The organism is Bacillus cereus group sp. BfR-BA-01360, assembly GCF_022663595.1.
Taxonomy (GTDB): Bacteria; Bacillota; Bacilli; order Bacillales; family Bacillaceae_G; genus Bacillus_A; species Bacillus_A cytotoxicus.
The window spans coordinates 118,154-132,184 of sequence record NZ_JAKUFV010000001.1; the positions used below are offsets into that span (position 1 = coordinate 118,154).

A 14,031-nucleotide genomic window follows, 5' to 3' on the forward strand; every position below is an offset into this window, starting at 1 on the left:
TGTAGTCCCCCTCTCATGTTGTTACTCTCTGTTGTTTAAACGTTCTGTGATTGCTTCTTTAGCAACTTCACGATCGTCAAAATGATGTACTTCTTTTCCAATAATTTGATACGTTTCATGACCCTTTCCAGCAATAATAATAACATCTTCCGCTTGCGCTTCAGAAATAGCATGGAAAATCGCTTTCTTCCTATCAACAATTACTTCATAATTATTCCCTTTTACACCAGTTAACATATCATCCAAAATAGCTTGTGGATCTTCACTTCTCGGATTATCTGAAGTTAAGATGGCATGGGTTGCATATTCTGTCGCAACGCCTGCCATAATCGGTCTTTTCGTTCTATCACGATCACCACCGCAGCCAACGATGCAATATACATTACCTTTTGCAAATTGCTTCGCCGTTGTTAATACATTTTCTAAACTATCAGGCGTATGCGCATAATCAACAATTACTGTATAATCCTGCCCACCATCTACAACTTCAAATCGGCCTGCAACACCAGTTAAATGTTCTAAAACATCTATGATTGTTTGCAGAGATACACCAGATACAAGTCCTGCTGCTGTAGCGGCTAAAGCATTATATACATTAAACTTCCCAATTAATTTCATCGTAATTTTTTTACTTTCGTGCGGTGTAACAAGAGTAAATGTCGTACCGCCGCTTGTCATAACGATATCCTTCGCCATTACATCACTATGGGTATCAATTCCATACGTAACAACCGTAGCTGCTGTACTTCTTATATACGCTTCTGTTGCTGCATCATCATTATTTAATACGGCATACTTTTCGCGATTATGATGATAGCTATTACCAAGCTGAGCAAAAAGTAATCCTTTAGCATGCTTATACTCTTCCATCGTCTTGTGATAATCTAAATGATCTTGTGTTAAATTTGTAAATACTGCTACATCATAATCACAACCATGTACACGACCACGATCTAATGCATGTGAAGAAACTTCCATAACTGCACTATTCACATTTTCTTCCACCATACGGTGAAATGCTTGTTGAAGCGTCAATGCATCAGGTGTTGTATTTTTCACTGCAAATGTTTCATCGCCAATTTTCATATTAATTGTTCCAATTAGTCCTGTTTTATGACCGTGTGCTCGCATAATTTCATCTATAATGTGCGATGTTGTTGTCTTTCCATTTGTACCTGTAATACCAATGAGGTGCAATTTGTGTGTTGGCTGCTCATAAAAATAGTCCGCTAACACAGCTAATGAACGAAAAGTATCTTTCACAAGTACAACTGGAACGTCAACATCAATCGGTCTTTCCGCAACAATAGCAGCCGCACCTTGCGCGGCTGCTTGCTCAGCAAAATCATGGCTATCAACCGTATATCCTTTCATACATACAAATAAGCTTCCATTTGTTACCTTACGTGAATCTGCTTCAATAGATGTAATTTCTGGATTTTCTTTTGGAACAACTGGAAAATCATGCAAACATGATACAAGTGTGTGCAACTTCATTTCACTAAACCCTCTCTACATTGTTTATTTATCTTTTCTATAAATAAGTTACCTCCCACTTCTCATTTAAACCGGGAGGTAACACCCCATGGTCTAACAACAACCATGTATGAATGAGACTATCATTGTCTCATTCCAGTTCCCTTACCTTTCGTTCTCATACTTAAAAATCATATGCCTTCTTTTCATAAGAATGCATTTTCACGAGAACATTTCTCTAAATGATAGAACTAACTTCCACCAATTGTACCATAAAACACAATCTCTTACCTTTAATTACCGAAGTAAATTCTAATTTTTGAGCCTTCTTTTACTTTTGTACCAGCTTCTGGTGATTGCTTAATCACCTTTTTTCCTTCACCGCTCACATCAAGCTTCAAGTCTATGAGTTGTGTTTGTAAATCTTTTTTATCCATACCAATTAAATCCGGAACTTCTATAGTAGGTGTATCGCCCCATTTATATTCTTTTTCCACTTGTTCTTTTCTCGGTTCTACCCCCATAGCAGGAAGAACGTCACGAAGTATATTCCCTACAATCGGCGCAGCAACTACCCCACCAAATTGCGTGATCCCTTTCGGATTATCAACAGCAACATACACAACAATTTGCGGATCATCTGCTGGTGCAAAGCTGATAAAAGATACAATATAGTTATTGTCTAAATATTTTCCATCCTTTACCTTTTGCGCTGTTCCTGTCTTTCCTCCAACGCGATACCCATCAATATAAGCGCTCCTACCAGAACCCTTCGCAACAACATTTTCTAACGCATATCGAACCTTCTCTGATGTTTCCTTGGAAATAACCTTCCTTTTCACACTTGGACTTTTTTTACTGACAACTTGCTTCGTAATTGGATCAACGAATTCCTTAGCAATATAAGGTTGATATAAATTCCCGCCATTGACAGCAGCGGCTACTGCGGCTACTTGCTGAATAGGTGTAACAGAAACTCCTTGCCCAAATGATGTTGTCGCTTGTTCAACTGGTCCTACCTTATCAAGATTAAATAAAATCCCTTTTCCTTCTCCTTGCAAGTCAATTCCCGTTTTTTGCCCAAATCCAAAATCTCGAATGTATTGGAATAACTTCTCTTTACCGAGGCGGTCTCCAAGCTCAATAAATCCAGGGTTGCAAGAGTTTTGTACGACCTCTAAAAACGTTTGACTTCCGTGGCCTCCAGCTTTCCAGCATCGCAGCCTAGCGCCACCAACTTCCGCTGCTCCATCATCATAAAACGTATCTTTCTCTAAGTCTACTAATTTTTCATTTAGAGCCGCAGCTAAAGTAATAATTTTAAAAGTTGATCCTGGTTCATATGTACTCCATACGGGTAAGTTTCGATTAAATACTTCTGGAGAAACATTTTGAAAATCTGCTGGATCAAAACTTGGCCGGCTCGACATCCCTAGTATCTCACCATTTTTCGGATTCATCGCAATTGCAATCATACCATCCGGATTATAAGTCGAATCCGCGATGTTTAGTTCCCTCTCCATGATCGCTTGTATACGAGAGTCAATTGTTAACCTTAAATTCAAACCCGCTTCTGGCTTTTTAAAATCATCTCCCACATTAGGCATTCGCTGCCCTTTTGCATCAGCAAAAAAGCGAACATAACCTTTATCGCCATTTAGCTCTTTATCATAATATGCTTCAAGCCCCATCAGACCTTGATTATCACTCCCAGCAAAGCCTAACACATGTGCTAAATATTTACCAAATGGATAATGACGAATAGAATCTTCCGCAATATATACACCTTTTAAACTTAAACTTCGTACTTCTTTCGCCTTATCATGCGGAATTTTCCTTCCACCTTTGTCGAGTCTCACGATAGATTCTTTCTTTGTAATTCGTTTATAAATTTCTTCTTTCTCCACACCTAAAACTGCAGCCAACTTCTCTGCAGTTTCCGCTGGATTTTCGAGTTGTCTTGGTACCACAAAAACAGTTGGCGCACTTTTATTTGTTGCGAGTTCTACACCATTTCGATCTAAAATCTTCCCACGTTCCGGTTCAAAGGTAATATTACGACTCCATGAATCTTTTGCGCGATCCGTTAGCATATTCCCCAGGAAAAATTGTACATATCCAAGCCGAATATCGATAATCGTAAAAACAAGCAAGCCACATATCAGTATAAAAATCAGTCGTTTTCTCACCGTTACATTCGAAACACGCATATTGGAACAAGCCCCCCTTACGCCTAGCTTGTTCCAATATATGCTTGTACCGATTTGATTAGAACTTTCTACTTTTGTTTATCACTTTCACAATTTCCTACTGCGGCTCCTCCGCCTCTTGTTGTGGTTCAAGCGGTGGTATAAGTGTCACAGCTAATTCTGTCCCTGGTTGCAACAATGCTCCTTCTTCAACATTTTGCTCGGTTACATATCCTGTTCCAGAAGGTTTTAAATTGAGATTTAACGTTTTAGCTAAATTCATCACGTCTCGCAGTGCCCAGCCTTGGATATTCGGCATCTTAGGTTGCTCACCAACTAAGAAAATACGATCACCTTTTAATGTCTTTTCAGTTGCTTTCGGCACTTGTTGCTTCACTTTACCTTCCCCTAGTATAGTTGGTCTAAAATTCGCTTTTTCTAGTATTTTTTTTGCTTCTTCCATTGTTTTACCTGTAACGTCCGGAACGACTACTTGCTGTTCTTTCACATATTTCTTCGGATCTTTTACTTCCTTCGGCTTAATCTTTAAATATTCTAAGCTATCTTTTGTTACCGATTTGAAAATTTCAGCAAGCGGCTTTGCTCCGTATTCATCGTCTTTTAGTTTTGGTTGTTTAATTGCTAAGTACACAACCAATTGCGGATCATCCATCGGTGCCATACCGAGGAAAGAGAAAATATAATTTTCTCTACCAGTCATGTATCCGCCTTTTCCATCAGGAATTTGTGCTGTACCCGTTTTACCACCTACTGAATATCCGTCAATCTTATAGGCATTCCCTGTTCCTTTTGGCGATGTAACGACACGTTCTAATAGTTGTCTAACTTGCGCTGCCGTTTCTTTTGAAACTGGTTTCCCTACCTCTTCTGGTTTATGCTGTAGTTCTACCTTTCCTGTTATCGGATCTACAATTCGATCAATAACATATGGTTTCATCATTTTCCCGTCATTGGCAATCGCTGTTGCAGCTTGTACAAGCTGTATTGGAGTTACAGTAGATCCTTGACCAAACGCAGTTGTTACTTGCTGAATTTGTGAATCAAATACAATTTTATTTTCAACTTCTCCGGGCAAATCGATGCCAGTCTTTTCATCCAAGCCAAACTTATGAATATATTGACGGAATAAATCCGGACCAAGTTTTTTATCCCCCAAAATTGCAAATGCAACGTTAGAAGAACGTTCAACTCCTTCATCAAATGTAATGGATCCCCATCCAGCACCGCCGTTATGGTCTTTTATTTTCCGATTGCCAACTGGATACGTACCGGATTGATAATATTCTTGTCCATTATATTTTCCTTCATTAATTGCTGCTGCTAATGTAAATATTTTCATTGTCGATCCTGGCTCAAATGTCGTTGCAACTGGTATATTTAAGTAGTTCTCTATCTTTGGTTTATTCGGATCATAGCTAGGGCTACTAGACATTGCTAATATTTTCCCTGTTTTCGGATCAGCGACTACTGCCGTTAGCATTTCGGGCTCATAATGCTTTGCCGCTGCCTTCATCGCATTTTCTAAAAAGCTTTGAATGCGTTGATCAATTGTCAAATAGACATTATCGCCGTTTTTAGGAGGCTTTATATTTTGTTTTCCTCCTTCAAGAGGAACACCGTTATGCCCTCCTGTATATCCTACACTTCCATTAGAAGCGCGTAAAAACTTATCTAAGCTCTTTTCTAAGCCTCCCGCCCCTACTGTGGTACCTTGATCATTTATCCTGGAGTACCCTAGTATGTAAGAAGCGAAGTCTCCATTTGGATATACTCTAGCTTTTTCTGTAATAAACGAAATTCCAGGTATCTTTAAAGCTTCTATTTGTTCTTTCGTTTCTTTCGTTAAATTCTTTCCTAACGGTCCAAATTCTACTTGGCTCTTGTCTTTTTTTAGAATCGTTAAAATTTTCTCTTCATCTTTACCAAGTACACCAGCAATTTTTTTCGCCGCTTCTTCTTTGTTTTTAACGGCATTATCCCCTTTAAGTACCGCAACAAGCTTATATGAGTTTGCATCCTGCGCAAGAACATGACCGTTTTGATCATAAATGGTACCGCGGTTTGCTTCTAGTACACCTGTTTTATTATGTTTAGCCTGAGCTAGTTTCCTTAAATCTTGATTATGCACTGTTCCTGTTGCTTGAATATAAAAGAATCGGGCTAACAACAGCAAAAAGAGCAGGAGGAAAAATATCATAAAGTAACCTGCTCCCTTATTGGTATGAAATTTGTTCATGTTCATCTTCATCATTGTTTCACACCTATTTGCATTAATGTAAACCTTTCACATTATTTGCATTAATTTCTAGCCCGTGTTTTTTTGCAATTTTAGCGATTCGCTCATAACGACTTAACTTTTCTACTTCGGCTTGCAACTCTTGATTTTCTTTTTGCTGTTTCACAATTGTATCTTCTATCTTCGCTGCTTCTCTATCCACTTGATATAATCCCGCCTTATTTCCAATAAACGTCACACAAGCGTATAATAAAAAACCGATAAATGCCATATACAACAACTTCTCTATTCGTGTAATCTTCGTCTTCTTTGGCTGTACCATCTGCTGTGGCGCTTGCGATTGTACTTGTTCTTGCGTTTGTTGTTTGTACTTTACAGCTAAATTACTCATACCTCTCTCTCCTTTTTATCGTTTTTCAGCAATCCGTAACTTTGCCGAACGCGCTCGATTATTTTCTTCTAACTCTACGTCAGATGGTAAAATCGGTTTTCTTGTAATAAGCTTTAGTTTCGGCTTAAACTCCTCTGGAATAATCGGCAATCCTGGAGGGAGCTCTGGTGTTGTACTATTTCTTTTAAATGTTGTTTTGCAAATACGATCTTCTAGTGAATGGAACGTAATAACGCTAATTCTTCCACCAGGTTTCACTATTTCAATTGCCGCTTCCAACGCTTCCTCAAATACTTTCAACTCATCATTTACAGCAATGCGAATCGCTTGAAACACTCGTTTTGCAGGATGTCCGCCAGTCCTACGAGCAGGAGCAGGAATTCCTTCTTTGATTAACTCCACTAATTCCCCAGTCGTTTCAATTTTCTTCTTTTCACGATACGCTTCAATTTTCCTTGCAATTTGTTTTGAAAATTTCTCTTCACCATATTGAAAGAAAATCCTTACAAGTTGCTCATATGACCAATTATTCACAACATCATATGCTGTTAATGGAGCTTCTTGGTCCATTCGCATATCTAACGGTGCATCATGATGATAGCTAAAACCGCGTTCTGGTGTATCTAATTGTGGAGAAGAAACACCTAAGTCAAATAAAATCCCATCTACTTCTGTAATCCCTAACTCATGTAGTTTCTCTGATAAATAACGAAAATTACTTTTTACTGCTATAAATTGCTCACCATAAGAAGAAAATTTGTCTTTTGCATTTTGAATTGCAATTTCATCTTGATCAAATGCAATTAACTTTCCTCCTTCCGTTAGCTGAGATAACAAATAAGAACTATGTCCTCCACCACCTAGTGTACAATCTACATATGTACCATTTGGCTTTATATCCAAGCCATCTACTGTTTCCTCTAAAAGCACTGTTACGTGTTTAAACATCGTTGCACCTACTCTTTTTCCAAATAATTATGTTGAACTTTTTTCTCTTCCCCTATAAATTTAGTGAAGAAATAAAACGCTACAAGCAAGCAGCTCATTTAGCGCACCATGAGTGAAAATCGATTTCCACAAATCGTAGTTTTAATTTATTATATACTAAATTTTATCATTTTTTGCGGGAAATTAAATAAAAACCTGTCGAAAAAACCAATAATACGTTTACATTTTGCGCTATTTTGTCATATACGTCTCTTTTGATTATCCTTAACGTTTCCTTATCTATAAAACTAATAATTCTGAAAAAACCATTTTACAGGTAATTCCACGAAACAAAAATAAAATCCTGCTCCAAAGAGCAAGATTTTATAGTTTTATAACATGATGTGTTCCATTCCAAGAATACGATTGCTTTGTTACTCTTTCAACAAAATCAAGACCATACTGATTAAGATAATAACATACGTTCCATACTCGCTCTTGCGGTGCTCCTAACGGCCGAAGTGCATATTGCAAACGACGAAACTTATTTAATTCCACTTCATGCCTTCTTTCCAGATTTTGTTTTAGCATTCTTTCTAACAGCTCAATTTGTTCTTGAATCTTTCTTTCATTTTTTCCGGCAAATTCCTTTAAACCTGGATCAATTCTATTTACAAATTGTTGCAGGGAAGAGTGAATGTCCATCATATTCTTTTTCGCTTCCTGAAATTTCTCTTCAACCGGTTCTTCCACTTGATTCGATAGCCATTTTTCACGCAGCTTATCAAGATCTTTTACAAACGGATCCTCTTCTTGGAGATTTAAATCATATAAATCCGTTATAATATCGCGCTCCATGTAACTAATTGTAAGACGCGGAACAACAGGAGGCATTTGAAAATCAAACACATGAAATACTTGTTGCAATTCGCTCCAATAAGCAATTTCCCCCGGCCCTCCAATAAAAGCTACTGTTGGGAAGAGATATTCTTGCATAAGAGGTCTCGTTACAACATTATTACTAAAACGTTCTGGACTCTGTTCCATTTCCTCTATCAATTCTTCATATGAAAATGAATAAATGCCACTTTTTCCTACAAACTTACCGTTCTCTTCTTCTAGCAATACACGTTCTTCATCAATTTGCATAAATACATGTATAGCATTTTGTTTCGTTTCAATGATTGGTTTATAACCGTATTCTTTAACGATCTGTTGTTGATTATGAAGAGCTTCCTGGACTTCTTTGTACTGACTTATAATCCTTTTGAAAAAGGACACTTCTAATTTTCTAAGATTTGGATGATGTGAATCGACAAGAATTAAACCTGTATCCGCAAATAACTTCGTAATCAAACGCGCAAAGAAGTCTACGTATGTGCTAGATTCTTCTAAAGCCTCTTGAATAAACTGTAGTACATCTTTTGTGAAATTTGTCTCCGGATACGTTTTAAAAATCTCCTCGATCCACTTGCTACAATCTTCAATAGAAATCTCCGATTCTGAAGCACTCGTTTTTTTCGAATGGCGATCATGAAAAATCATCTTTTTAATTTTTTTATTTTTCGTTACAAACGTATGATTAATTTCATCAACATCGTGATCTTCACCAGCAATCCAAAAAACTGGAACAACTCGAGTACCTAGACTGGCTTCTTTTTCTTTTGCAAGCTGTACAATAGAGATCACTTTATGCACCGTATAAAGCGGCCCTGTCAATAACCCAGCCTGCTGCCCTCCAATCACAACATATGTATTCTCATCTGCTAACGCTTCTATATTTTGAATCGTAGATTGTCCTGCTTGCAATTGCTTATTATATTCTAATAAATGTTCCACCAACTCTTGACGGAAGAACTTGCGATTGCGCAAATCATACAAGCGTTGTTTAAAGCCTGCCTCTGTCAATGCATAGTCAAAACACGTTTGTATCTTATTATCACTCTTTATGTAGTCCCCTACAACACCTTGTAGCGGAACAGAGATTTCTTTTATCTCCATATAATTCTTCCTTTCATATCCTGTTCTTTCACCATTCCAAATTGTAGTCAATGTTTCGCCCAAAAGCAAAGAATATAACTTATGTTTCTAAACCTCTTATCGCATTGTATAAGAATGGAAGTATATGTACTTGTTTCTGCCGTGCTTTCGCTTCATCTAAAACATACCCAACGATCGCTTCAATTTCTGTTTTTCGCTTCTCTCGTATATCAGCTAACATAGAAGAAGTATTACAAGATGTTTTTTGACACACTTGACACACCATATTCCATAACTCTTCTTCTTTCTCTTTTTCAATAAGAAATGTAACTTCTTGAAATACTTGCTTCATCGATTGATAAAAGAAAGGGTTGGATATCAACTCTCCATTACAAACTCCAAATAAAGCTGTTAATGGATTAATACAAACATTTACGATTAATTTATTGTACATCATCTGTTTCCAGTCATCTTCAAATTGCATAGAAAAACGTTGCGAAGCAAAACACTCAAATATCGGTTCAAATTGAAGCACATCACCTTTAACAACACCAAATTTTGTGATTCCTACTCCCGTATGACATACCGTATGAAAATTTTCTTTTTTGGCTCCATGTTCGACAATACCTACAGCTATATTTTCACACTGTAATTCTTTTATAAGCTGAAGATGAGACATCCCATTTTGTAAAAATACGACTCGCTGCTTACTTAGAAAAGGGAGTATATGATTTACATGATATTGCTTGACAGCAATAAATATATAGTCCCAGTTCTCCTTTTCAACGCTTTCTACTGGTAATACTTTCGGAAACACCGTTTCTGATATTTCATCCTGAATACAAGTTACCCCTGTTTTTTCTAATTGTTTCGCTTGCTCAACAGTTCTTGTAAACAATGTAACATCTTGATTACTTTTTTTAAAATAAAACGCATATAACAAACCAATAGCTCCAGGGCCAACAATTCCAATTTTCATATTTATGGACATAAGAGCTTTGTATCAATAACAAGTTGTACAGATTACGTTGCTATCCCTTTAAAGCTCCTTAACTCCTCTCCATTCATATATTTGATCTCTATTTTAAAATTTCTAGGTAGAGAAAACACCTCTTTATGTAGAACATATATACTAACAAACACATCTCACCCTTTAGTGTAACAAATTTACAAAAAAATACGAAAGAAATATCCCATACCCTTCATAAAAATAACAAAATAAGTTATAATATTATTGTAAATATTTTTACTTTTCTTTTTTTAAGACAAGAAAAGGATGTGATGATGTGACATTCCCAAAAGTTGAGCGCTTGCTCATCAATTATAAAACGTTAGACGAATTTAGAAAATTTAAAGGATGTGGTGCTCAAGAGCTTTCTATGTTCGAAGAGTTACAAGCTAACATGATTGAGAACGATAGTGAATCCCCGTTTTACGGAATTTATTACGGCGGTTCTCTCATTGCACGCATGAGCTTGTATATGAGAAGACATGACGAAGCAAATCTTGATATTACAGGACCTTATATCGAACTGTCCAAACTGGAAGTATTACCGTCTTTTCAAAAACAAGGTTTTGGTCGAATGCTTGTAAATTATGCAAAAAATTTGCAATTCCCTATCAAAACAATTGCTCGTATTCAATCCGCACCATTTTGGAATGCATTATCATTCCAACAAATCACAACTGCAGAGGGCGAATTTTATATTTGGCATCCAGCAACTAATTTGAATGCGGTTACAAATGAAGAGTCTGCATAAAATAGTATTTTCGTGAGTCTCTCATTCATTATGTTCTATCTTAACATTCAAGAATGCCTCGCGAAAAAATAAAAACAGCTGCTTCCCAGCTGTTTTTATTTTTTTATTTTTTCCAATGTTTCATTCGTATGAATAACGTTTTCTCCTGTTTTCTCTAAAATCATTACACTTCTTTTTCGATCAATATAATCAAGCAGCGTTCGGTACTCTTCCTCATATACGGATAGACGCTGAAGAAGCCTTTCTCTTTCCTTTTGTAACAATTCAATTTTCTGTTGTAACACTCTTGATTCTTGTTCATCTCTATATGTTTGCAAAAAATGTATCACATCATCGAATGTAATTGTTGTAGAAGTATGAGACATAACTTTCGGTTGCTTTTGTTCATAATTTTCTCGTTTTCGCATTTGTTTCGCTTCTTCAATACGTTCTTTATATTGCTTTCTAACATAAGAATTCCATCTAAATCCACAGGCTGCAGGTGTGCGAGATAGGTTTCTCCCAACTTCCTTAAAAGCAGACAGTTGTGTTCCACCTTCTCGAATATGCCGGAGTACTACCTCTGCTAGAAGCAAATCTTCATCATCAGTCCATGCATCTTGTCTTGTTGTCACCATCTTTCTAGTCCTCCTTATGCATTTTTTATTAAACATATGCAGTTACTAGAAAAGATAGAATACAAACAAGCAAAGAATATATTTTTTATTTTCTAAAAGCTACAGGAAAACGAGCTCCTAGCTTTCTTCCTTATTTCTCTCCGAACCTTAAGGCGCACGTCTTGCTGCCCTAAAATAGCGGAATCCATTCAAACACTTTTATAAAAAAACAAAAAAAATAAACGCAAAAGGACATCCTTCTACGTTTATTTTTTCGCAATTACTTGCTGATTACTTCTTTACCTTTGTAAGTACCGCATGCTTTACATACACGGTGAGCTAATTTTGCTTCACCACAGCTTGGGCACTCTACCATACCAGGTACTGATAATTTGAAATGCGTACGACGCTTTCTTTTTACTGTTTTAGAAGTTCTTCTAAAAGGTACAGCCATTCTTCCCACCTCCTTAAAAGAAATTATTATTTTCATATGAAGGCCTGAACCAGTCTTCCGATTATTTGTCAAAAAACTTCGCAAGTCCTGCTAATCGTGGATCAACAGACTTTTCTTTGCTTTCCTCCGAAATCACTTGCCAGTCTTGACCTTGCATCGGTGTTCCTCCAGAAACATCATCACTGAAAATTTGCATTGGGATTTCCAAAAGTATATTTTCCTTGATTATAGGGAGTAAGTCAAGTACTTCTCCTTCTAAATAATGGATTTCTGCTTCTGTTTCATACTCTTCTTTTGAAGTTTGGAACACCTCAGTTGTTTTCACGTCAAATGGTAATGTCACATCTACTAAAGAGCGAGAACATGGTAAAATCATGCTTCCTGTTATATGTAGATGAAACGTAAACTTATTGGAGCCAAAATCAACTCTACCTGTTACATGAACAGGATCAATCGAACGAATGTCTTTCTCGATTTCTTTCAGCTCACTTACATCTACCATCTCATCCAAAGTCAATCCTTTATGTCTCAATTTGTTTAATTGATGGATGGACCATTTCATATCATATCACCTCAAGGCAACAAACAAAATTATAGCTAGCCATTTTATATTTGTCAATGTTTTTTCTTTACACTATAATGAAGTCATTATAGTAAATAATATATAGATTATCATGTTTTTCGAAAAGATGCTACACTGAAAGGAGAGATTATTATAAAGGCAAGCGGTATTATCGTTGAATACAACCCCTTTCATAACGGTCATGTTTATCATGTGCAACAAACAAAAAAGTTAACACAATGTGATGTTACTATTGCGGTCATGAGTGGATCATTTTTACAACGTGGTGAGCCTGCTCTCGTCTCTAAATGGTATCGAACAAAAATGGCTCTAGCTGGCGGTATTGATCTTGTTGTAGAACTTCCTTATGCATTTGCAACTCAAAAAGCGGAAACATTTGCAAATGGGGCCATTTCTATTTTAAATGCACTTGGTGTTTCAGATATTTGTTTCGGAAGTGAAGATGGACACGTTCAACACTTCTACAATACTCTATCGTTACAGCAAAAGAAGCAAAATACTTTTAATCAGCTCGTGCAGCAATATATAAGCGAAGGAAATAGCTATGCAAAAGCAACTTCTGAAGCCTTTTCTCATATTTTATCAGGACATGACACAATCGATATGTCACAGCCAAACAATATATTAGGGCTACATTATATTCAAGCCATTTTGTCACAAAAAAGTACGATTCGTGCTCATACGATAAAAAGATTCGCAGCTCATTATCACGATGAATCCTTTACAAATAAGCATATCGCCAGCGCAACAAGCATTCGCAAACAACTGTTCATCGGGGATTGCTCCTTTACTAGTATATATCCATTTGTACCGAATTGTACCTCTTCTCTTTTAGAAGAATATTATCATATATACCATGTATTACATAATTGGGAAACGTATTTTCCTCTTTTCAAGTATAAACTCTTGACGATGTCTGCTAAAGAACTCCAACATATATATGAAATGGAAGAAGGTTTAGAACATCGTATATTAGCTAAAATACAGAATGCCACGTCCTTCCTTACATTTATGGAGGCTATAAAAACAAAACGATATACGTGGACAAGATTGCAACGAGTATGCACACATATTTTAACCAATACAACAAAAGAAGAGATAAAGAGCGCAGCAATCGAAAACCATGCACCGTATATTCGGTTACTTGGCATGTCCCAAAAAGGACAATCTTACCTTTCTAAAAATAAAAAACAAATGAGTCTCCCTCTTCTGACACATACAAAAACATTTGAACACCCTGTTTTAAATATAGAACGACGAGCAAATGCCGTCTATCTTTCCGCTTTACAAGAACCTTTACGCACAAAATGTATACAACAAAATATAACACAATATCCAATTCGATATAATGAAATAGACAAAACATTTTTATAACGTAGAAACGGAAAGCTATATGAATGATTCGTTCATATAGCTTT

Annotated in this window: 12 protein-coding genes; 2 read left to right on the top strand and 10 right to left on the bottom strand. The window is 36.6% G+C overall.

Annotated elements, in window-relative coordinates:
- Nucleotides 1–21: 21 nt before the first annotated feature.
- The 7 genes from MR056_RS00570 to panE form a co-directional block, all read right to left on the bottom strand.
- On the bottom strand, nucleotides 22–1,497 hold the full coding sequence (locus MR056_RS00570) for a UDP-N-acetylmuramoyl-L-alanyl-D-glutamate--2,6-diaminopimelate ligase (RefSeq protein ID WP_012095005.1): 1,476 nt from the start codon (nucleotides 1,495–1,497) through the stop codon (nucleotides 22–24).
- A 272-nt stretch (nucleotides 1,498–1,769) separates the two neighbouring features.
- Nucleotides 1,770–3,686, bottom strand: a complete 1,917-nt coding sequence (locus tag MR056_RS00575; protein ID WP_012095006.1) for a stage V sporulation protein D — start codon at nucleotides 3,684–3,686, stop codon at nucleotides 1,770–1,772.
- A gap of 97 nt (nucleotides 3,687–3,783) precedes the next feature.
- Entirely contained in the window at nucleotides 3,784–5,934 is a 2,151-nt protein-coding gene (locus MR056_RS00580; protein WP_041810497.1) for a penicillin-binding protein, read from the bottom strand.
- 22 nt (nucleotides 5,935–5,956) lie between these two features.
- Nucleotides 5,957–6,313 carry a cell division protein FtsL gene (ftsL, locus tag MR056_RS00585; protein ID WP_048721927.1) on the bottom strand — a complete coding sequence of 119 codons (357 nt, stop codon included), beginning with the start codon at nucleotides 6,311–6,313 and terminating at the stop codon, nucleotides 5,957–5,959.
- Nucleotides 6,314–6,328: 15 nt separating this feature from the next.
- Entirely contained in the window at nucleotides 6,329–7,261 is a 933-nt protein-coding gene (gene rsmH / locus MR056_RS00590) for a 16S rRNA (cytosine(1402)-N(4))-methyltransferase RsmH (RefSeq protein WP_012095009.1), read from the bottom strand.
- A 363-nt stretch (nucleotides 7,262–7,624) separates the two neighbouring features.
- Nucleotides 7,625–9,241, bottom strand: a complete 1,617-nt coding sequence (gene bshC / locus MR056_RS00595; protein ID WP_012095010.1) for a bacillithiol biosynthesis cysteine-adding enzyme BshC — start codon at nucleotides 9,239–9,241, stop codon at nucleotides 7,625–7,627.
- 79 nt (nucleotides 9,242–9,320) lie between these two features.
- Entirely contained in the window at nucleotides 9,321–10,205 is an 885-nt protein-coding gene (panE, locus tag MR056_RS00600) for a 2-dehydropantoate 2-reductase (RefSeq protein WP_041810499.1), read from the bottom strand.
- Nucleotides 10,206–10,506: 301 nt separating this feature from the next.
- Here panE and MR056_RS00605 point away from each other — a divergent pair, with 301 nt between their 5' ends.
- Nucleotides 10,507–10,980 carry an N-acetyltransferase gene (locus tag MR056_RS00605; protein WP_012095012.1) on the top strand — a complete coding sequence of 158 codons (474 nt, stop codon included), beginning with the start codon at nucleotides 10,507–10,509 and terminating at the stop codon, nucleotides 10,978–10,980.
- Between the two features lie 95 nt (nucleotides 10,981–11,075).
- Here MR056_RS00605 and MR056_RS00610 read toward each other — a convergent pair whose 3' ends face one another.
- The 3 genes from MR056_RS00610 to MR056_RS00620 form a co-directional block, all read right to left on the bottom strand.
- Complete coding sequence (locus MR056_RS00610) at nucleotides 11,076–11,597, bottom strand: RsfA family transcriptional regulator (protein ID WP_012095013.1); 522 nt, start codon at nucleotides 11,595–11,597, stop codon at nucleotides 11,076–11,078.
- A gap of 259 nt (nucleotides 11,598–11,856) precedes the next feature.
- Nucleotides 11,857–12,030 (bottom strand): 50S ribosomal protein L32, encoded by a 174-nt coding sequence (rpmF, locus tag MR056_RS00615; RefSeq protein ID WP_001984764.1) that lies wholly within the window; start codon nucleotides 12,028–12,030, stop codon nucleotides 11,857–11,859.
- A gap of 61 nt (nucleotides 12,031–12,091) precedes the next feature.
- The gene (locus MR056_RS00620; RefSeq protein ID WP_012095016.1) at nucleotides 12,092–12,592 is read right to left on the bottom strand and encodes a YceD family protein; all 501 of its coding nucleotides are present in this window, start codon (nucleotides 12,590–12,592) and stop codon (nucleotides 12,092–12,094) included.
- 153 nt (nucleotides 12,593–12,745) lie between these two features.
- Between MR056_RS00620 and MR056_RS00625 the strand changes: the two genes are divergently transcribed.
- On the top strand, nucleotides 12,746–13,987 hold the full coding sequence (locus MR056_RS00625; protein ID WP_081428393.1) for a nucleotidyltransferase: 1,242 nt from the start codon (nucleotides 12,746–12,748) through the stop codon (nucleotides 13,985–13,987).
- Nucleotides 13,988–14,031: the final 44 nt, after the last annotated feature.